Below are 18,422 nucleotides of genomic sequence, written 5' to 3' on the forward strand. Positions count from 1 at the left end.
TCAGCTATTACAAACTACAGGTCAGGTTCTTCGAGCCTGATCATCATAAAAAGCAGTTTTACCGTTTGTCGGTCAAACTGCTTTTTTTCAGTTAGAGGATTCGAAACAGGGTGAAGCATCAATGACCTCCACGGAAACCGTGGCTGAGCCCGGAGAACAACCCCCTGAAGAGCTGACAACGCCAGCTCAATCGGACTCTGAGCCTGAACTCATTGAACACCAGATACGGGTTATGGGTCAGCCCATGGCCAAGTTGCCTGACGACCTTTACATCCCACCGGATGCCCTGCAAGTTTTTCTGGAAGCCTTTGAAGGGCCTCTTGACCTGCTGCTCTACCTGATCAAGCGCAACAACATGGACATCCTGAACATTCAGGTGGCAGTCATTACAGAGCAATACATGCAGTATGTAGAATTGATGGAATCAGGACAATTTGAGCTGGCAGCTGAATACCTTGTCATGGCCGCGACACTGGCCGAAATCAAATCACGAATGCTGCTGCCCCGGGTCTCTGAGGACGAAGACGAGGAAGAAGATCCTCGTGCCGAGCTGATTCGTCGACTGCAGGAATATGAGCGCTTCAAGAAAGCCGCAGAAGATATTGATCAAATGCCAAGAATGACCCGGGATCTGCATGAAGCCAGTGCGGCCCCACCCGACCTGGAAAAGGAACGCCCCCACCCGACAGTGGATCTCAAAGAGATCATGCTGGCCATGGGAGAAATACTCCGCCGCTCAGAAATGTACGTCAGTCACCAGGTTGAACAGGAAGCCCTGTCCACCCGTGAACGGATGAGTGAAGTTCTCTCCATGCTGACCTCTGAGCGTTTCACTCCCTTTGTTGCCCTGTTCCGGCTTGAGGAAGGCAAACTCGGCGTTGTCGTTACTTTTATGGCGGTGATGGAACTCATCAAGGAATCCCTGATCGAACTCATTCAGAATGAACCTTTTGGCCCTATTCACGTAAAGGCTCGGATTGACTGATGGAAGCAGAACAACTGCAACGTATCCTGGAAGGAGCCCTGCTGGCCAGCCAGAAACCCCTGACTGAAGAAAAGCTGGCCGCACTGTTCCCCGAAGACCTTTACTCTGAGGAAGAGCGCCCGGATGACAACCAGATTCGTGAGGCTCTGGTAGCTATCTCTGAAGCCTGTGAAGGACGGGGCTTTGAACTCAAAAAAGTGGCATCGGGATACCGCTTCCAGGTCAGACAGGAATTGTCACCCTGGGTTGGCAGACTCTGGGAAGAAAAACCACAGCGCTATACACGAGCACTGCTGGAAACCCTGGCCCTGATCGCCTACCGGCAGCCCATCACCCGAGGGGAAATCGAAGACATTCGCGGGGTGGCCGTCAGCAGCAACATTATACGAACCCTTCAGGACCGCGAATGGGTTCGGGTGGTAGGTCACCGGGATGTCCCGGGGCGTCCGGCCATGTTTGCCACTACCCGCCAATTTCTGGATTATTTTAATCTGGAAAATCTCAATGAACTGCCCCCCCTGTCCGAGATTCGTAATCTGGAAGAAGCAGCCCGGGAACTGGCAGAAGCTAACGATCAGAGCAGATCAGCGACAGAGGACTCTGAAGTTCAGGAGGACACTGAGGTGGAAGAGCAATCCTCTGATGAGCTATTTGCCGAACTGGATGAACTGGAAGCTGATCTGCCAGATAACTTTGACGATCTGATCCGTAAAAAGAACATCGATGAACCAGAACCTGAACAACCGTTGGTTGAGCAGGAGGCTGAACAGGACACCCATATATCGGATTCGTCGGTAGGACTTTTCGCTGAAGAGGATCAAGTCGCACACCAGGCGACAAATCCATCCTTTGAAGAAGAGCCTGCTTCCGAAGCAGAAACACCCGTGGAAATATCAAACGAAATAACTAACCCCTGAGCAATGCCTGATGACCCGATGGAACAGCCACGGAAATCCACGCTGTCTTAACCTATCCTGAATCGCTATACTTTGGCCCCTTTGATTGAGAAACAGAGCGGCATAGCCGTAAATACCATGACAACTGAAACCACTCCTCCCCAGGGTGAGAAATTGCAAAAAATCCTGGCGGGCGCTGGCCTGGGCTCGCGCCGTGAGATGGAACGCTGGATCAGCGAAGGTCGAATCTCCGTCAACGGAGAACAGGCCAGCCTCGGCGACCGAGCCTCAGCTGAAGACAAGATTGCTGTCGACGGCCGCCCGGTCAAACTGGAAACCTATGCTTCCGGAATCCGTCGTGTCATCGCCTACAACAAGCCGGAAGGCGAGATTTGCAGCCGCCACGACCCGGAAGGCCGCCCGACCGTTTTTGACAAACTGCCCAGACTTCAGGGCGAACGCTGGATTGCCATTGGCCGTCTGGATATCAATACTTCCGGACTGATGCTGTTCACCACCGATGGTGAGTTGGCCAGTCGCTTGATGCACCCTTCTTACCAGGTTGAACGTGAATACGCTGTTCGAGTGATGGGTAATACAACAGAGCAGAAAGTTAAAAACCTCTTCGATGGCGTCGAGCTGGAAGATGGCCCTGCCCGTTTCACCGATATTGTTGACTCAGGCGGTTCGGGTATCAACCGCTGGTTTCATGTCTGCCTTCTGGAAGGCCGTAACCGTGAAGTGCGCAGACTCTGGGAATCACAGGATTTGACAGTAAGCCGCTTGAAACGAGTTCGTTTTGCCAATGTCATCATTCCTGACCACCTGCGCATGGGTCAATGGGAAGAAGTAGAAAAAACTCACATCGACGAACTGGCGGCTGCCGTTCAGCTATCACCCGCACCCAACACACCAACTCGCAGAGTCGATCCGAGACACACCAAAACCGGCCTGAAAACCAGAGGCACCCGTGGTAAACCTGCTATCAACAAGAAGCGGCCCTCGCCTCACAAAAAGCCTGGTGCTTTCAAAAAGAACAGGCATCGCTGATGTTATCTGAGCTCCAGCCATCGAGTTGGAGTTCTTGGTGATACCCTGAATATGCTTTAATGAGTTTCCATGCTGGCCCTGACCGGGTTCTCACTGGACAGATTAACTGTACTTATATACAGTTATATCTAAACCACACCTGACAGGAGAGGCCCATGTCTATTACCCCCATGTGGCGAGTTGACCGGGACGGAAGCATGTTTACAGATAAAAAAGCCGCTGAAGAATACGATCGCATGTTGGAACTGGCCGGGAATATCACCAGCCTGCTGGAAGATCACTTTGAAATTGATGAGCAACTGGCAGAAGAGATCGGCCTGATGTTCGCCAAAAACAAGGAAGCCTTCGCCAAAGCCTTTAAAGGCAAACCGGACCTGGTGCTCGAGATAGGCCAGACTGCTGAGCAAGACAATGACCCAAATGAGGATCAGACTTCGGCCTGAGCTGGCCTGCCAATATCCGATAACCAAGAGCGGAAAGCCCTGATCCGCTCTGCCACAAACCCTTTTTTATCCCCTCCCATTTAGAACGAATCAGGAATAAAGAGCATGGGTAAAAACAATCATCCATTTCCCTCTGACTCACTTCAGATTCAGCTTTAAAATAGCTCTTTGTGAAAAAAAGTCTTTCTTTCATTCCTGATAGAGAAACCCTTTTTTTTACCAAAAACAGCGGTTCTAAAGGTCATTTTTCCCATAATCAGACCAAGACACTAGTGAAGCAACCCGCCAAGTAGCACTTGTACTGGTTGCTAATACAGCGAATTCCGCTAATATATCGGCCTTTTTGTCTGGCAAGGTATGTAGTCACGACATGACGAGCTTCGTTCCTGGACAGCGCTGGATCAGTGACACCGAAACTGAACAAGGGCTGGGTACCGTTCTGACTTTCGATAGTCGCATGGTAACCCTATTGTTCCCCACCACCGGTGAAACCCGGCTCTACTCCATTAATAACTGCCCGCTATCAAGGGTACAATTTAATCCTGGTGACAAGATAGAAAGTCACGAGGGCTGGACCATGACGGTGACAGAAGTCATCGAAGAGAATGGTCTGCTAATGTATAGAGGCGTTCTTCCCGACGGTAAGCCCAAAGAGCTTCCCGAATCGGAACTGGGCAACTTTATTCATTTCAACAAGCCGCAGGACAGAATGCTGGCTGGTCAAATCGACCAAAACAGCAACTTTTCCCTGCGTTACAAAACTCTGTTGAACAATTGTCGACTACTCAGCTCTCCTGTGAGAGGGCTGCTCGGTGCCCGTACCAGCCTGATACCTCATCAGCTGCATATAGCCCGCGAAGTGTCTGGACGTCATGCTCCCAGGGTAATGCTGGCTGATGAAGTCGGCATGGGTAAAACCATTGAAGCCGGTCTCATCCTGCATCAGCAACTGATCACTGAACGAGCCAGTCGGGTATTGATTCTGGTACCGGAAACACTTCAGCATCAGTGGCTAGTGGAAATGCTGCGTCGTTTCAATCTGCACTTCGGACTGTTTGATGAAGAGCGTTGCCGTGCGATTGAAGATGAAAACCCGTTCAACACAGGGCAACTGATTCTCTGCAGCCTGGACTTCCTGAGCCAGTCCGAACATCGTTTTCAGCAAGCTCTTGAGGTCGACTGGGATCTATTGATCGTCGACGAAGCTCACCATCTGGTCTGGTCAGAAGAAAACCCCAGCCGTGAATATCAGGTTGTGGAAACATTGTCGTCACAAATTCCCGGCCTGCTGCTGTTGACAGCAACACCTGAACAGATGGGACCCGAAAGTCACTTTGCCCGGCTCCGTCTGCTGGACCCTGATCGTTTCCACGATCTGGTGACCTATCAGGAAGAGGAAAAAAACTATGAGCCTGTGGCCGAAGCGGTTCAGGAGCTGCTGGAAAATAACCACCTGCCGGAAGTCGCCTGTCAGCACCTGACCGGTTTCCTGGGTCACGATTGTCAGCCTCTGATCGACCTGATCAATAATGGCTCTTCTGAACAAAAAGAAACGGCCCGCGAACAGCTACTAAAAACCCTCCTGGACCGCCATGGTACTGGCCGGGTTCTGTTCAGAAATACCCGTGCAGCGGTGGGAGGATTCCCCGGCCGTGTTGTTCAGGGGTACGCCCAGAAGCTGCCCGAGCTTTATCAGATTGCCCAGGAAGAAGAAACCGAAGCCCGTGGTTCGCTCTACCCCGAACTGGCTTACCAATCCCATATCTGTGTTGATGATATGGACCCCTGGTGGAAGGTAGACCCACGCATCGACTGGCTGATTAACCTGCTGAAGCTGCTTAAAAAACAGAAAGTGCTGGTGATCTGTGCCAATGCCAATACCGCTCTGGATCTCGAGGACGCTCTCAGAATTCTGTCTGGTATACCCACGGCAGTGTTCCACGAGAACATGACTATCGTAGAGCGGGATCGAGCGGCTGCATGGTTTGCTGATGAGGAATACGGTGCCCAGGTTCTGGTCTGCTCCGAAATTGGCAGTGAAGGTCGCAATTTCCAGTTTGCCCACCACCTGGTGCTCTTTGATCTGCCTGCTCACCCGGATCTGCTGGAACAGCGTATTGGACGGCTCGATCGCATTGGCCAGACTGAGACCATCAAAATCCATGTTCCCTTTATAGAGGGCACCGGACAGGAATTAATGTTTCACTGGTATGATCAGGGCCTCAATGCCTTCGCCGATACTTGCCCGTCTGGCAGCATGGTCTTTGAAAAGTTGGGTGAAGCATTCACTGAAGCGCTGGCGCCTGAAAAGAAAACGACACTGGCAGACATTCAACCATTGATCGAAGAAACCGCAGATCTCAATGCAAAAATGAATAAACACCTTCACAATGGTCGGGATCGCCTGCTGGAAATCAACTCCCGTGGCACCCTCTCCAATGAAGATCTGATTAACGACATCGAAGCACAGGAAGAACCCAGGCAGCTCAAGCGCTATATGGAAAAGCTGTTTGAAGGATTTGGCGTCGAGTCAGAAGATCATTCCAAACATTGCCTCGTTGTGCGCCCGGGCAGCCATATGGTGACCTCCTTCCCGGGCCTTCCGGCTGATGGCATGACCGTCACCTTTGATCGGGATATGGCTCTTTCCCGGGAAGACATGCACTTCCTCACCTGGGAGCACCCCATGGTTCGTGAAAGCATGGACATGCTGCTCACCAGTGAAATGGGCAATACCTCGGTAGCTCTGTTAAAAAACAAGGCACTGAAACCAGGCACCATGCTGCTGGAAGCGATCTATGTCCTTGGAGCCACAGGGGAGAAAAAACTGCAGCTGGATCGGTACCTGCCTGCAACACCGATTCGCTGCCTGATCGATCCCGGCATGAACAACCTCTCGGAAAAAGTGGCCTTCGACACCCTGAACGCCCAACTTCAGCCCGTCAAAAAAGGTATGGCGAAGAAACTGGTGAAAGCGCAACGGGAGCCAATTCTGACCATGCTGGCCAGAGCAGAGCAAGCGGCGAAGGAACAGGTTAACCCGATTGTGACCGAAGCCTGCAAAAACCTGCTGAGCCATGTTACGGAAGAGATCAAGCGGCTGGCTGCCCTGAAAGCAGTGAACCCGAACGTACGTGATGAAGAGATTGAACACCTCAAACTGCGTGCCGCCCTGGGTCATCAATGTCTTCAGAAAGCGATGCTCAGGCTGGATGGTTTGCGATTGATGATCGCCGGTTAACAACGCATAGGGCACTGGCGCGATTTTTTTCGTGTTCAGTGCCATTGGTTGTTGTGTCTTTTTTGTCCTGTTTATAAGGTAACAACAGGTTACTGCTTCTATCGATCTTCACGAGTATGCCAGAGCCTCAAAATATAAATGGTTGAGTTCTGGATTTCATAGCGTATTTCATATTGCCCTATAAGTATCTTTCTGACTTTTCTAGGCCCAAAGGTTTCAAGCCGTTCACCAAGCCTTGGGGTTTCCAGCAGACTGTCTGGACAGGATGTCAAAGACTGAACCGTTTTAGCCGCAGCCTGATTATTTACCAGAGCTAAAAAATCGTACAGACACGACAAATCAGAAAGGGCTTTGCTCGTCCACTTAATTTCCACTAGGGTGGAACCGGCAAGGGGTTATCAGTCCCAAGACTTTCTGCCCACTCTTGCACAGCCTGATGATCAATAACAGCATTTGCGTCTACGTCTGACAGCGCTTCCCGGGTTAGCCTGTCACGCTCTTCTTGCTGGTCAATCCAGGCGGAAAGAGCTTGCTTGATGATCCACCCACGTGATCGCTCAAGTCTCTGTGCGAGCAGTTCCACTTTTTCAGCCAAAGGTATTGGCACGTGGGCAGTTAGTACCTTCGTGTCTTTTTGAGCCATGACAACCTCACTTTTAATTAAATATTATTAATTATGAAAAATAGTGATTAATTATGATTAAGCCAAAAATGGTTTCAGACCCAGAAGCCATCAGATCATAGCAATTACTTTTTATAAAAACCCACCTCACCCTCAGGCCGGGTCTTGAATCGGCGATGCAACCACATATACTGATCCGGGTTTTTCTTTACCTGCTCTTCTACAAATTGATTGACCCGGATCGCATCCTGAAGATCATCGCCCCGGGGGAAGTCTTTCCAGGCCTCAAACACCTCAAGAACATAGCCCTCGGAACCCGGTTTTCGGGTGACCACCATGGGCACCACTCTGGCCTTACCCATTTTGGTCATTCTGGAAGTGCCAGTCACCGATGCGGTCTGAACACCAAAGAAAGGAGCAAAAACACTTTGCTTGGGACCATAATCCTGATCGGGAGAGTACCAGACGGTTTTTCCCTGTCTCAGGGATCTCAGCATACCTCTTACATCCCTTCGGCCTAACAGACGACTCCCCCGGTCATAACGCAGACGTTGCCTTCTCTGCATGTATTCAAAAACAGGATTCTTGTGTTCACGATAGGTCGCGTCGACACTGTGCCTTAGCGTAATCAGAGCGCCCGATATTTCTATGGTTGTAAAATGCAGAATCAACAAAAGGTTACCCTGGCCAGTCTCTGAATTGAGATTTTCAAGACCTTTATAGGTCACCAGTCGTTCAAGTCGCTTTCTTGGCCACCACCAGGCCATGATGACTTCCATCAGACCGATGCCAACCGACTCAAAGTTTTTCTGCAACAGGGCGTCCCTTTCCGCCTCACTTATGTGGGGAAAACACTTTTCCAGATTGACCCGGGTAATACGCACCCTGCTACCACCAAAACGCAATAAAAGACGACCTACCAGACGCCCGAGGAGCACCATGACAGAATAAGGAAGCAATGCCACCAGAGCGGTGAACCCCAGTCCCAGCCATACTGGCCAGAACTTTGGTTTCAGGTAGGACCACTGAAAGCGATCGGCTTCCGTAGTGTTACTTAATTCATCCGACTTCATCTATTCACCAGAAACCCTGTTTCAATAAACTTGCATAATCAGCGAAGCATCAGCCTGCCCTTGTCCGGCACTATTATCTCAGCTGCCGGGACCGAGGTCATGTTTCTCAGGGGCTAGCTTGTAAAATGACTTGAGAAATATTGCTTTTGATCGTAGCCTGACAAGCAATGCGGAGCGATAGGCCAGAAAATGAAAGGCATTGTAACTTTTTCCTATTATCCGTCAGATACAGCAAGAACATTGCTGACCTAACTTCCGTAAATAACATGGCCGCCATGAATTCAACTCTGACCTCAAAGCCATCAAAAGCCGCATTCCAGCTCAAAGGCGGCATTTATACGCTGACTACGCTTGAATTGCACAACAGCTGTCTGATCAGCTTTAGCAGGCAGTTGCAGGCGATGTCGGAAAAAGCTCCCCACTTCTTTCAGGAGACACCGGTGGTACTGGCCCTGGAGAAGTTACAAGCAACCATTGATGCCTCTGATCTGAGGGCTATTGCCGGGCGACTAAGGGAGTCCGGTATGATTCTGGTAGCCGTCCGTGGCAGCGAGCAGTTCAGATATACGGCGGAGCGTGCAGGCATAGCCTGGCTACCCTTTCAGAAGACAAAGTCAGAGAAAAATGTGGTCATGATGCAACAGAACGGTCAACCGATGCCGGTCGAACGTCATGAGCCAGCTCGCTTTGAGCAAAAAGAAGAAACCTCAGCCACCTCAGACTCAGAAACAAAAATTATCGATCAACCTGTTCGCTCTGGTCAGCAAGTCTATGCCCCGGGCGACCTGGTTGTACTATCACAGGTCAGTCCGGGTGCAGAATTACTGGCTGGCGGGCACATACACGTCTACGGACTTTTAAGAGGCAAGGCGCTTGCCGGGGTTAATGGCAATCCTGAGGCAAGAATTTTCTGCCATCGATTCGAAGCCGAACTGATTTCCATCAGCGGTCAGTACAAGCTCACCGATCAGACGGAAGAGTCATCCTGGAGCCGCCACTGGGGTAAGTCTGTCTTAATAAGGCTTACTGAGGATCACTTGCACATCAGCAGGCTTTAATAAATACTTGAACATTAACCACCACTTACTATTCACAGGATTTGAACTTGGCACGCATAATTGTTGTAACGTCAGGAAAAGGCGGTGTTGGTAAAACCACAACCAGCGCTTCATTTGCCACGGGTCTGGCCATGAAAGGACACAGAACCGTCGTGATTGATTTCGATGTCGGGCTGCGAAATCTCGATCTTATCATGGGATGTGAGCGCAGAGTCGTTTATGATCTTGTGAACGTTATTAATGGCGAAGCAGCTCTTCATCAGGCGCTGATTAAAGACAAGCACACTGAAAATCTGAGCGTATTACCGGCATCACAGACCCGGGACAAAGAAGCACTGACTCTCGAAGGCCTTGAAGCAATTTTTGACGAGCTGGCAAAAGATTTTGAATACATTATCTGCGACTCACCTGCCGGCATTGAGCATGGTGCGCTCATGGCCTTGTACTTCGCAGACGAAGCTATCATAACGACGAACCCCGAGGTTTCTTCCGTCAGGGATTCAGACCGGATTCTGGGTATTTTGCAAAGCAAATCCCGGCGAGCTGAAAAAAAGCTTGATCCTGTTAAAGAGCATCTGTTGCTGACCCGTTATAACCCGACGAGGGTAGAAATGGGCGATATGCTTAATGTTGAAGACGTTCAGGAAATCCTTGCCATCCCTTTGCTGGCCGTTGTTCCTGAATCCAAAGACGTACTGAAGGCATCAAATCACGGTGTTCCGGTTATTCATCAGCAGACCACCGATGCCGGCCAGGCATACAATGATATGGTCGCTCGTTTTCTGGGCGCTGAATTACCCCACCGGTTTATTGAACCTCCGAAAAAAGGCTTTCTCCAGAAAGTTTTTGGGAGTCGTGCATGAGTCTGCTGCAATTTTTTAAATCCAGCAAATCCGAAGGCAGTGCATCAGTGGCCAAAGAACGTCTTCAGATACTGGTTGCTCACGAAAGACTGAACCGTTCTGGCCACGATTTTCTTCCGGCCATGAGACAGGACATACTGAAAGTCGTAGAAAAGTATTTTCAGGTAGCTGAAAACACCATCTCCGTCCGACTGGACAAAGATGGTGACTGCTCCACCCTGGAAGTCAACGTTCAGCTTCCTGAAAGCTCCTGACAGTCAGAGCCACCACCTATCTTTGTGCACATACAGTACTGGCATAGATTACTTCTATGCCAGTATCTTTCCAGCGTTGAATCAAACAGCTGTTTAATACCAATCAAACTTTCTAACTCCCCATTGAGCTGAAGATTTGAGCCTTAATCCTGCGTTGGCGATCGTCGCCACAGCTAAGGCTATGACTCCTCACACCTCCTGGTCTTAAGGCTCAAATCTCCATGCTCATCACAGGAGTTAGAAAGCAAGATTGGTATAACTCACCAGAATTTGACGCCTCCAACAGTTTGCAACGTTTTAATAACACAGCGTTGCAAACTGCAATTGAAACTCTCACTTAAGTACAAATTCAGACTAACCGAATGATTGAGTTGCTGTTATTCTTAAATGGTATCCATGCAAAAGCCAGCACGGTCAGGAAAGACTATGAAACATCACTACTCTGCGCCATTTAAAAGTCGGAAAACCACTATTCGCCCACAGGTTCGCGCATACAATGCAACTGCCTACCCAAAAAACCTGAAGCCTCTGATGAAAAACAGCAGCCAGCTGCCAGCCAGCAAGCCTGAAGGCAACGAATGCTTTGAGCTCGGCTATAACTGATACATTCTGCCGAGCGCCTTCCAAAGCCCAAAGCAGAATAATCATAGGCCTTTATGACTGTTTTAAAGCGACTCAAAATCATTACGCAGGCAAGGAAAGAATCACCTTGCCTGTTGTTTTATTGGATGCCATTAAATCATACGCTTTCTGATATTGCTCTATGGGAAGAACCGTATCAATAATCGGTTTTAATTGGCCCAGAGCAAATAAAGGCCAAACCTTTTCCACTAATTCGGTTAACAACCTTTCTTTTTCGGTAATTGGCAGAAAGCGCAGGGTTGATCCCATCACCTGAATTCTTTTCATTAACAACAGCCCCATATCCAATTGTGCTTTTCGGCCTGCCATTAAACCTATAGTGACAATTCTTCCGCCGTTATTCATTAAAGGCAGGTATCTTTCCAGCCAGTCTCCGGCACAGCAATCCAACACCATATCAAAGGGGCCAAAGGCATTAAGAACTTGCCAATCCTGCCTATGTCTGTTCAGGCCATTTTTTGCTCCCAGCTCTCTGCAGAATTGCAGCTTCTCATCACTGCCGACCACTACCGTTACATCAATGCCAAAATGGTCGCATAATTGAAGAACTGCAGTACCCACACCGCTGGCACCCGCCATCAGCAGAACCTTGTCTCCGGCTTTGACCTTGCCACGATGAAACAGGTTTAGCCAGGCGGTTGTGTAAACCTCAACAATGCCACCTGCCTGCACGAGGCTCAGCGACCCGGGAACCGGCAGCAACAGCCGCTGATCACACACTACGCTGGTCGCCAGTCCTCCACCCGGCAACAACGCACACACCTGCTGACCCGGCAACCACTGGCTGACATTGGCTCCAACCGTCTCAATAATCCCGGAGCATTCCAGTCCCATAACGGGCGTTACACCTTCTGGTGGATTGTAAGTTCCAGCCTGTTGCGACAGGTCGGCACGGTTAAGACCTGCGGCCACTACGCGAACTTTTACCTGATCTTTACCCGGAGGCTTATCGGGAAAAGATCGCCATTGCAACGCCTTGTCTATAGCCATAAGTCCGTGAAAGTTTTTGCTCTCTTGCATCTTTACTCAATCCTCGTTGATCAAGCCGATACAGGTATCATGAAAATACCTCCATTATCGAGCTTCATTGAATGAGGGTTTACCAACCTGAAGCGACTCTGACAGTCCACTGACTGGCTGCATTCAGTTATAGACTGTATTATGTCTCAGGGGATATTCACAATCACAAAAGAAAACTGATTGAGAAAGCCCCCAAAGCACTGGTAACTTAAAAATAGAGGTCAACCAATGCTTTGGGATGGGTCTATGGACCAACTGTCTGGGAGCCAGCAGTGCCAAATGCGCCAAACGCAGTATCACCCGGTAACAAAGCTTTGACAGGCTCTGGACTATTTCCGGTGCAAAATAGGCTGTAACGAACGTTCTGAATATTTTGGTACAAGTGTTTCAGGCACAGTGGGATGGAGTGTCCTATAGTCGATGAACGTCGTCTTAGGCACTCTGTAATAAGGACGTAATCCTTCATGAGCCGAGGCGGCACACCCGATATCGAAAAACGACACGGAGCTTCACAATCCATGATACCGACCCTGCTAAACGCCAGGAAAATACCATCGGTTTTTTTTGCCCTGTTCACCGCGCTCTGTTTAACCACCAGCTCGGTTTTTGCCACTGACCAGAATCTTGAGCGCCCGGTTGAAGAACTTAAGCCCAGCCTGCAGCAGGCCATTGCCAGTGTTAATGTGGTGCAACTGCTGTCACGTAACCATTACCGTAAAATTGAGCTGGACAAAGAGAGTGGTGAAAAAGTATTTCAGCGCTATCTCGATCGTCTGGACCCCAACCGCAGCTTCTTCCTGCAAAGCGATATTGATCAGTTTGCCCCCTACAAAGAAAAGCTCGACAGCTCACTCAAGAGCGGCGACCTGAAACCTGCTTTTGAAATATTCAATCGCTACACAGTCAGGGCAGAAGAACGTGCCCGCTACATGTTGGCTCAGGTCAAGCAGGGAGTCGACAAATTGAACCTGAAAAAGAACGAAGACCTGATTGTTGACCGCAAGGAGCAGCCCTGGCTGGCCAATAAAAAGGCCCAGCGTGACCTCTGGAAAAAGCAGTTCAAGGACAGCGTACTGACCTTAAAGCTGAACAACAAAACCGATGAAGAAATTGCAGATCAATTGAAACGACGTAACACCAACCTCTTACGCCGATTGCATCAGAGTAAAAGTGAAGACGTTTTCCAGACCTACATTAATTCTTTCACCGGGATTTTCGATCCCCATACCCAGTATTTTTCGCCTCAGACTGCCGAGAACTTTGACATTAATATGAGCCTTTCTCTGGAAGGTATTGGTGCAGTGCTGTCTGCCGAGGATGAATACACAAAAGTGGTCAGCATAGTTCCCGGTGGTCCTGCCGATAAAGCAGGCAAGCTGAAGCCCGGCGATAAAATCATCAGCGTAGGCCAGGGCCAGAAAGGCGCCTTGGAAGATGTCGTAGGAATGCGTCTGGATGATGTGGTTAAACTGATCCGTGGTAAAAAGAAAACCCTGGTCAGACTGGAAGTTATTCCGGGGTCCAGCAAAAGCAGCAACACCCGTATTTACGAAATTATTCGTGACAAGGTCAAGCTGGAAGAACAAGACGCGAAAAGTCACATTCTGGAATTTAAACAGAATAATAAAAACAAGCGTATAGGGGTTATCGAAATTCCTACCTTTTACATAGACTTCAAAGCCGCTCAGTCCGGTGATCCCAACTACAAGAGCACGACGCGCGACGTGCGCAAGCTGCTTGAAAAGCTCAAGAAAGAAAACCTGGACGGCCTGATCATAGACCTTCGTGGCAATGGTGGTGGCTCTTTGCAGGAAGCCAATGAGCTGACTGGCCTGTTTATTGATCAGGGCCCAACAGTTCTGGTTCGGGACAGCAGAGGTCGTACCGAGCGTCAGCAGGACCCGGACCCAACCCAGGTCTTCAGTGGCCCCATGGCCGTTGTGGTTGACCGCCTGAGTGCTTCCGCTTCAGAAATCTTTGCCGGTGCCATGCAAGACTATGGACGGGCACTGGTGATTGGTGGTCAGACTTACGGAAAGGGTACCGTTCAAAGCATTCAGCCGCTTAACCATGGACAGCTGAAACTGACCCTGGCCAAGTTCTACCGTATTTCCGGTCAGAGCACCCAGAACCAGGGTGTGCTGCCCGACATTGCCTTTCCATCACTCTATGACGGACGTGATATCGGCGAAAGCAAACTGCCTGACGCCCTGCCCTGGGACACCATCAAGCCAATCCCTTACAGAAAGTATTCAGATATGAAACCTTATCTGCAACCTCTCGATGATAAGCACCGCAAGCGGACAGATGAGGACCCGGATTTCGTCTATCTGAACGAAATGAAGGAGTACCTGTCCCGCTACGAAAATCAGGAAAGAGTGTCGCTGAACGAAGCAAAGCGCAAGCACGAAATCCAGACCATGCGTAGCCAGAGGCTGGCCATTGAGAACCGGCTAAGAAAGGCCAAAGGGGAACCCCTGTTAAACAATCTGGATGAACTGGAAGCAGCCGAGCAGGAAGAATCTTCTTCAGAAACCAAAAAGAAAAAGAAAGAAACAGACGCCTTTATCAAAGAAGCTGGAATGGTTCTGGTGGATCTGGTTCAAATTCAGACAAAACAAAAAACAGCCAACCGTTAATAACCTCTCAGGGCCTGATTTTCAGGCCCTGCCAGCCTGAAGAGTTCAACCTCCTGAACCTCAAGACAACTACTAATATCTACCTTCCGATAAAAAACACTGGTACAATGTCGCTTAATAAAATAAAAGCGCCTAAACAGGGAGTTTCCTCAGAGATGAAAATATATGGCGATATCCAGTCCGGTAACTGTTACAAAATCAAACTGCTCACTGCCCTGCTTGACCTGAATCACAAATGGATTGCCATTGATGTTCTGAATAATGAAACACAGACTCCCGATTTTCTCGCCAGAAACCCTAATGGCAAAATTCCATTGCTGGAGCTTGAAGATGGCCTCTGTCTCTGGGAGTCAAATGCTATCCTGAACTTCCTGGCCAGAGATTCTGAGCTACTGCCAACAGACTCTTTTTTACAGGCAAAAATCCAGCAATGGCAGTTTTTTGAGCAATACAGCCACGAACCCTATATTGCTGTTGCCCGCTTTATTAATAAATATCTGGGAATGCCTGAAGATCGAAGAGATGAATTCGAAAGCAAACAGGAAGGCGGCCACAAAGCTCTTAAAGTCATGGAACAGCAGCTTTCACAAACCCCTTTTCTGGTGGGGGAACAGCTGACGACGGCTGACTTGTCTTTGTTCGGATACACTCATGTTGCCCATGAAGGCGGCTTTGACTTGTCTGAGTACCCAGAAATCCAAAATTGGATTGAGCGAATCCGCAGCCTTCCGGGATTTGTTGCAATGTCTAGTGCAGCTAAGCTCTGATATCCATACACCCCTCGTTCCCACGCAACAAAGGGTGTCGCAAAACCCTGGTTCACCTCCCGTCATTTCCGGCCTCACTCCCGTCATTCCCGCGAAGGCGGGAATCCACACAGACTCATCACCAGAACCATACTGCCCGGTGCCCCCCCTGGCCTTTTCATCCGCGTGAAGGCAGAGACCCGCTGTTGGCGCTGGATTCCCGCCTTCGCGGGAATGACGACCACAGAGTATCGGAACGAGTGGGCTGTATGGATATCAAGGCTTGGCTGCACTAGTGACTGCTGAATGCCTGGCCTCTTCTGCAGTGCTCTCTGTTAATAATGCCCATTCACTTCAGGAGTCTTCAAAAACTCCAATCAGGGAACGACCATGTACGCTGTCATTTTCAGAGCTACAGTCAAACAATTGGATCAAGAGTACCTTGAATTGGCCCAGTGCATGCGTGAGCTGGCCCTGGATGAATACGGTTGTATTGAGTTTATAGCCTCTACTGAAGGTGATCAGGAGCTGGCCATCTCATACTGGCCAGACAAAAACAGCATCCATGCCTGGAAGAACAACCCCGAACACCTGATAGCCCAAAAAAAAGGCAAAGCACTCTGGTACCTTGACTACCAGGTGGAAATTGTTGAAGTCCTTCACAAATACCGTGGCTAAAAATCAAATGCCCTAACACCTCTGAAGTGCAATGCTCAAGGAAATCAGCCTACTCACTTACAACTCAATCCTCTTCCTGAATCCAGAGCTTTGCCGCCTCCAGCTGCTCGTATTTGAAGTGCCTGATTTTTGCGGCAATAAAGTGGCTGGCCATTTTTTCCCTTGCCCCCATCTCTTTTGCATCCGTCACAATGGCAATTTTTCTCAGATGTTTGTGATGGTTTTTCACAAACCGGATGTGGCTGACCAGTGCACCAAAGGATTCCCAGCCGGGAAAGTGATCAGTATGGATAATCAACCCGGCCAGCCCTCCTCTCTCTTCAATCAAAGGATCAATTTGTCGAGCGGCAGAAATAAAATCCTCTTTTGAAAGAGGTCCATGAGGTTCCAGAAGAGCAATGCCGTCTTTCCTGCCCATTTCAATAGAAAGCATATTCGATCCCAGCCTCCGTATGAATGAAATAGAATTGTACTGCAATCACTATAGGTCGGATTACTGTCTTCTCCAATCCATGTCCTGATGGCATGAAATCAACGTTCTTGTTGAATCTTTACGGCAGCTTATTTCAATAACTGACACCTTCAGTCCCGGTATGACTGTTCCCTGTATTCCATCCGGGCTTTCACTTCAGCACAGTATTCAGCTGTGGGTCTTGCCAGAAGGCGGGGGATGCCTATAGGCTCGTCTGATTCAAGACAGTAACCATAGGTACCTGATCGTATACGCTCCAGTGACTGTCTGATCTTGGACAGCAATTTTTGTTCTCGATCTAAAATCCGCAACGAAGTACTGCACTCTTCTTCCCAGGATGCTCTATCACTGTCATCGTTCAATTCCGGTGGGCTGGCCATTTGACTTTTGGCTTCCTGAATCCGAGCTTCTGTCGATTCGTGAAGCAGTAACAGTTGGTGCTTGAAGAAATCCAGTTGCTCAGTATTCATGTAGTCAGACTCTGCAGCCTGTTTGATCTGATCTTCAGTCAACGTGCATTGTCCCAGTGATGTTGTCTTCATTGACTTTCTCCCCAACCAGGAAAAGGATCACTCAAACTTGCCCAGTACTCTTTACCTTTGAGAACCTCGTCTTCTGTTAACAGGCAATAGTCGAGGGCTTTAGTGATGGCGTGTTGATCCAAACCCTGACCAATGAAAACAAGCTCCTGACGCATATCGCCGAAAGGTTCTACCCAGTTACTCTTGATGGAGGCGAGGGAATCTTCATCGGTGGGCCAGTTCTCTTTCGGGACAGCTTTCCAAAACATCCCTGCGAAACCATAACGTGCAATACCGCCAGCCTGACTCCATTGGCCTGCAAATTCCGGACGGGAGGCCAACCAAAAGTAGCCTTTGGATCGAATCAGTTTTCCATAGTCTCTTGCCGAGTGGAGAAACTGGTAAAACTTTTCTGGATGAAAGGGTCGGCGGGCGGTGTAACTAAAACTTCCAATGCCGTATTCTTCGGTTTCCGGCAAATGTTCCCCGCGCATTTCCTTAAGCCAGCCTGGCGCTGATTGTGCGCGCTCAAAGTCAAACAGCCCAGTGTTTAATACTTCGTCAACATTTACCTGACCATGAGCAATGGGAATGATTCGGGCATTGGTATTGAGTGTTTTCAGAATCGCAGTCAAACGTTCCAGTTCGGGTTGTTCTATCAAATCGGTTTTGCTGATTAGTAGTATATCGGCGAACTCAACCTGATCTACCAATAAATCAGCGACACTGCGTTCATCCTCTTCACCTAAAGACTCCCCGGTTTCCTGAAGGTATTTCGCCTCGTCATAATCCTTGAGGAAGTTCACCGCATCTACCACAGTGATCATTGTATCCAGCGTGGCGACATCAGACAGTGATTCACCCTTTTCATCAGCAAAGGTAAAGGTTTCAGCGACGGGTAAAGGCTCGGAAATGCCGGTGGATTCAATCACCAGGTAATCAAAACGTTCCTCCTGTGCCAGTTTGTTGATCTCCAGCAACAGATCTTCGCGCAAGGTACAACAAATACAGCCATTACTCATCTCCACCAGCTTCTCCTCCTGGTGACTCAGTGAGACTTCGTTTTTTACCTGTGCTGCATCGATATTGATTTCGCTCATATCGTTAACGATAACGGCCACTTTTTTACCTTGACGGTTGTTAAGAATGTGGCTCAGTACAGTGGTTTTTCCTGCGCCAAGAAAGCCTGACAGCACAGTGACGGGTAGTTGAGTCATGA

20 protein-coding genes are annotated in these 18,422 nt (G+C 49.2%); 13 read left to right on the forward strand and 7 right to left on the reverse strand.

Features of this window, described 5'->3' with window-relative positions:
- The first annotated feature begins 121 nt into the window (after positions 1 to 121).
- The 5 genes from ACOJUN_RS23840 to rapA all read left to right on the forward strand — a co-directional run bounded on the left by ACOJUN_RS23840 (position 122) and on the right by rapA (position 6,615).
- Positions 122 to 985: a segregation and condensation protein A gene (locus ACOJUN_RS23840; RefSeq protein WP_422134331.1), complete on the forward strand. Its 864-nt coding sequence runs from the start codon at positions 122 to 124 to the stop codon at positions 983 to 985.
- Positions 985 to 1,902, forward strand: a complete 918-nt coding sequence (gene scpB, locus ACOJUN_RS23845) for an SMC-Scp complex subunit ScpB (protein ID WP_422134332.1) — start codon at positions 985 to 987, stop codon at positions 1,900 to 1,902. The genes ACOJUN_RS23840 and scpB overlap by 1 nt, the downstream gene beginning before the upstream one ends.
- Before the next feature lie 117 nt (positions 1,903 to 2,019).
- Positions 2,020 to 2,931: a 23S rRNA pseudouridine(2605) synthase RluB gene (rluB, locus tag ACOJUN_RS23850; RefSeq protein ID WP_422134333.1), complete on the forward strand. Its 912-nt coding sequence runs from the start codon at positions 2,020 to 2,022 to the stop codon at positions 2,929 to 2,931.
- A 155-nt stretch (positions 2,932 to 3,086) separates the two neighbouring features.
- Entirely contained in the window at positions 3,087 to 3,374 is a 288-nt protein-coding gene (locus tag ACOJUN_RS23855) for a YebG family protein (RefSeq protein WP_422134334.1), read from the forward strand.
- A gap of 370 nt (positions 3,375 to 3,744) precedes the next feature.
- A complete protein-coding gene (gene rapA / locus ACOJUN_RS23860) occupies positions 3,745 to 6,615 on the forward strand; it encodes an RNA polymerase-associated protein RapA (protein ID WP_422134335.1) in 2,871 nt (956 codons plus the stop codon).
- Positions 6,616 to 6,713: 98 nt separating this feature from the next.
- On the opposite strand, the gene ACOJUN_RS23865 is transcribed toward rapA, so the two are convergent.
- The 3 genes from ACOJUN_RS23865 to lpxL form a co-directional block, all read right to left on the reverse strand.
- Positions 6,714 to 6,989 (reverse strand): type II toxin-antitoxin system RelE/ParE family toxin, encoded by a 276-nt coding sequence (locus tag ACOJUN_RS23865; RefSeq protein WP_422134336.1) that lies wholly within the window; start codon positions 6,987 to 6,989, stop codon positions 6,714 to 6,716.
- Positions 6,989 to 7,258: a CopG family ribbon-helix-helix protein gene (locus tag ACOJUN_RS23870; RefSeq protein ID WP_422134337.1), complete on the reverse strand. Its 270-nt coding sequence runs from the start codon at positions 7,256 to 7,258 to the stop codon at positions 6,989 to 6,991. Before ACOJUN_RS23870 ends, ACOJUN_RS23865 begins: the two co-directional genes overlap by 1 nt.
- Positions 7,259 to 7,362: 104 nt before the next feature.
- Entirely contained in the window at positions 7,363 to 8,310 is a 948-nt protein-coding gene (gene lpxL / locus ACOJUN_RS23875; protein ID WP_422134338.1) for an LpxL/LpxP family Kdo(2)-lipid IV(A) lauroyl/palmitoleoyl acyltransferase, read from the reverse strand.
- A gap of 275 nt (positions 8,311 to 8,585) precedes the next feature.
- On the opposite strand from lpxL, the gene minC reads away from it, so the two are divergent.
- From minC to ACOJUN_RS23895, 4 genes are all read left to right on the forward strand, one after another.
- Positions 8,586 to 9,368 carry a septum site-determining protein MinC gene (minC, locus tag ACOJUN_RS23880; protein ID WP_422134339.1) on the forward strand — a complete coding sequence of 261 codons (783 nt, stop codon included), beginning with the start codon at positions 8,586 to 8,588 and terminating at the stop codon, positions 9,366 to 9,368.
- A 47-nt stretch (positions 9,369 to 9,415) separates the two neighbouring features.
- Complete coding sequence (gene minD, locus ACOJUN_RS23885; protein WP_317142193.1) at positions 9,416 to 10,231, forward strand: septum site-determining protein MinD; 816 nt, start codon at positions 9,416 to 9,418, stop codon at positions 10,229 to 10,231.
- Positions 10,228 to 10,485 carry a cell division topological specificity factor MinE gene (minE, locus tag ACOJUN_RS23890; protein WP_422134340.1) on the forward strand — a complete coding sequence of 86 codons (258 nt, stop codon included), beginning with the start codon at positions 10,228 to 10,230 and terminating at the stop codon, positions 10,483 to 10,485. Before minD ends, minE begins: the two co-directional genes overlap by 4 nt.
- A gap of 426 nt (positions 10,486 to 10,911) precedes the next feature.
- Positions 10,912 to 11,088: a hypothetical protein gene (locus tag ACOJUN_RS23895; protein WP_422134341.1), complete on the forward strand. Its 177-nt coding sequence runs from the start codon at positions 10,912 to 10,914 to the stop codon at positions 11,086 to 11,088.
- Positions 11,089 to 11,169: 81 nt separating this feature from the next.
- On the opposite strand, the gene ACOJUN_RS23900 is transcribed toward ACOJUN_RS23895, so the two are convergent.
- Positions 11,170 to 12,147: an NAD(P)H-quinone oxidoreductase gene (locus ACOJUN_RS23900; protein ID WP_422134342.1), complete on the reverse strand. Its 978-nt coding sequence runs from the start codon at positions 12,145 to 12,147 to the stop codon at positions 11,170 to 11,172.
- A 464-nt stretch (positions 12,148 to 12,611) separates the two neighbouring features.
- On the opposite strand from ACOJUN_RS23900, the gene ACOJUN_RS23905 reads away from it, so the two are divergent.
- The 4 genes from ACOJUN_RS23905 (at position 12,612) to ACOJUN_RS23920 (ending at position 16,210) form a co-directional block, all read left to right on the forward strand.
- A complete protein-coding gene (locus ACOJUN_RS23905; RefSeq protein WP_422134343.1) occupies positions 12,612 to 14,786 on the forward strand; it encodes a carboxy terminal-processing peptidase in 2,175 nt (724 codons plus the stop codon).
- A gap of 155 nt (positions 14,787 to 14,941) precedes the next feature.
- Complete coding sequence (locus ACOJUN_RS23910; RefSeq protein ID WP_422134344.1) at positions 14,942 to 15,553, forward strand: glutathione S-transferase family protein; 612 nt, start codon at positions 14,942 to 14,944, stop codon at positions 15,551 to 15,553.
- 34 nt (positions 15,554 to 15,587) lie between these two features.
- The gene (locus tag ACOJUN_RS23915; RefSeq protein ID WP_422134345.1) at positions 15,588 to 15,722 is read left to right on the forward strand and encodes a hypothetical protein; all 135 of its coding nucleotides are present in this window, start codon (positions 15,588 to 15,590) and stop codon (positions 15,720 to 15,722) included.
- A gap of 200 nt (positions 15,723 to 15,922) precedes the next feature.
- Positions 15,923 to 16,210: an antibiotic biosynthesis monooxygenase family protein gene (locus ACOJUN_RS23920; protein ID WP_422134346.1), complete on the forward strand. Its 288-nt coding sequence runs from the start codon at positions 15,923 to 15,925 to the stop codon at positions 16,208 to 16,210.
- Positions 16,211 to 16,274: 64 nt separating this feature from the next.
- On the opposite strand, the gene ACOJUN_RS23925 is transcribed toward ACOJUN_RS23920, so the two are convergent.
- The 3 genes from ACOJUN_RS23925 to zigA form a co-directional block, all read right to left on the reverse strand.
- Positions 16,275 to 16,643, reverse strand: coding sequence for an STAS/SEC14 domain-containing protein (locus ACOJUN_RS23925; RefSeq protein ID WP_422134347.1), 369 nt, complete (start codon positions 16,641 to 16,643; stop codon positions 16,275 to 16,277).
- A gap of 149 nt (positions 16,644 to 16,792) precedes the next feature.
- Positions 16,793 to 17,224 (reverse strand): TraR/DksA family transcriptional regulator, encoded by a 432-nt coding sequence (locus ACOJUN_RS23930; RefSeq protein ID WP_422134348.1) that lies wholly within the window; start codon positions 17,222 to 17,224, stop codon positions 16,793 to 16,795.
- On the reverse strand, positions 17,221 to 18,420 hold the full coding sequence (gene zigA / locus ACOJUN_RS23935) for a zinc metallochaperone GTPase ZigA (protein ID WP_422134349.1): 1,200 nt from the start codon (positions 18,418 to 18,420) through the stop codon (positions 17,221 to 17,223). Before zigA ends, ACOJUN_RS23930 begins: the two co-directional genes overlap by 4 nt.
- Positions 18,421 to 18,422 lie beyond the last annotated feature (2 nt).

The sequence above is a fragment of the Endozoicomonas sp. ALD040 genome, assembly GCF_049275945.1.
Taxonomy (GTDB): domain Bacteria; phylum Pseudomonadota; class Gammaproteobacteria; order Pseudomonadales; family Endozoicomonadaceae; genus Endozoicomonas_A.

Excerpts from the sequence above, each read along its gene's own strand:
- ACOJUN_RS23910 (WP_422134344.1), top strand. The coding sequence starts at position 14,942 with ATGAAAATATATGGCGATATCCAGTCCGGTAACTGTTACAAAATCAAA.
- ACOJUN_RS23895 (WP_422134341.1), top strand. The coding sequence starts at position 10,912 with ATGAAACATCACTACTCTGCGCCATTTAAAAGTCGGAAAACCACTATT.
- rapA (WP_422134335.1), top strand. The coding sequence starts at position 3,745 with ATGACGAGCTTCGTTCCTGGACAGCGCTGGATCAGTGACACCGAAACT.
- ACOJUN_RS23930 (WP_422134348.1), bottom strand. The coding sequence starts at position 17,224 with ATGAAGACAACATCACTGGGACAATGCACGTTGACTGAAGATCAGATC.
- scpB (WP_422134332.1), top strand. The coding sequence starts at position 985 with ATGGAAGCAGAACAACTGCAACGTATCCTGGAAGGAGCCCTGCTGGCC.
- ACOJUN_RS23870 (WP_422134337.1), bottom strand. The coding sequence starts at position 7,258 with ATGGCTCAAAAAGACACGAAGGTACTAACTGCCCACGTGCCAATACCT.
- minC (WP_422134339.1), top strand. The coding sequence starts at position 8,586 with ATGAATTCAACTCTGACCTCAAAGCCATCAAAAGCCGCATTCCAGCTC.
- ACOJUN_RS23855 (WP_422134334.1), top strand. The coding sequence starts at position 3,087 with ATGTCTATTACCCCCATGTGGCGAGTTGACCGGGACGGAAGCATGTTT.
- rluB (WP_422134333.1), top strand. The coding sequence starts at position 2,020 with ATGACAACTGAAACCACTCCTCCCCAGGGTGAGAAATTGCAAAAAATC.
- ACOJUN_RS23920 (WP_422134346.1), top strand. The coding sequence starts at position 15,923 with ATGTACGCTGTCATTTTCAGAGCTACAGTCAAACAATTGGATCAAGAG.
- lpxL (WP_422134338.1), bottom strand. The coding sequence starts at position 8,310 with ATGAAGTCGGATGAATTAAGTAACACTACGGAAGCCGATCGCTTTCAG.
- ACOJUN_RS23905 (WP_422134343.1), top strand. The coding sequence starts at position 12,612 with ATGAGCCGAGGCGGCACACCCGATATCGAAAAACGACACGGAGCTTCA.
- ACOJUN_RS23925 (WP_422134347.1), bottom strand. The coding sequence starts at position 16,643 with ATGCTTTCTATTGAAATGGGCAGGAAAGACGGCATTGCTCTTCTGGAA.
- zigA (WP_422134349.1), bottom strand. The coding sequence starts at position 18,420 with ATGACTCAACTACCCGTCACTGTGCTGTCAGGCTTTCTTGGCGCAGGA.
- ACOJUN_RS23900 (WP_422134342.1), bottom strand. The coding sequence starts at position 12,147 with ATGCAAGAGAGCAAAAACTTTCACGGACTTATGGCTATAGACAAGGCG.
- ACOJUN_RS23840 (WP_422134331.1), top strand. The coding sequence starts at position 122 with ATGACCTCCACGGAAACCGTGGCTGAGCCCGGAGAACAACCCCCTGAA.
- minE (WP_422134340.1), top strand. The coding sequence starts at position 10,228 with ATGAGTCTGCTGCAATTTTTTAAATCCAGCAAATCCGAAGGCAGTGCA.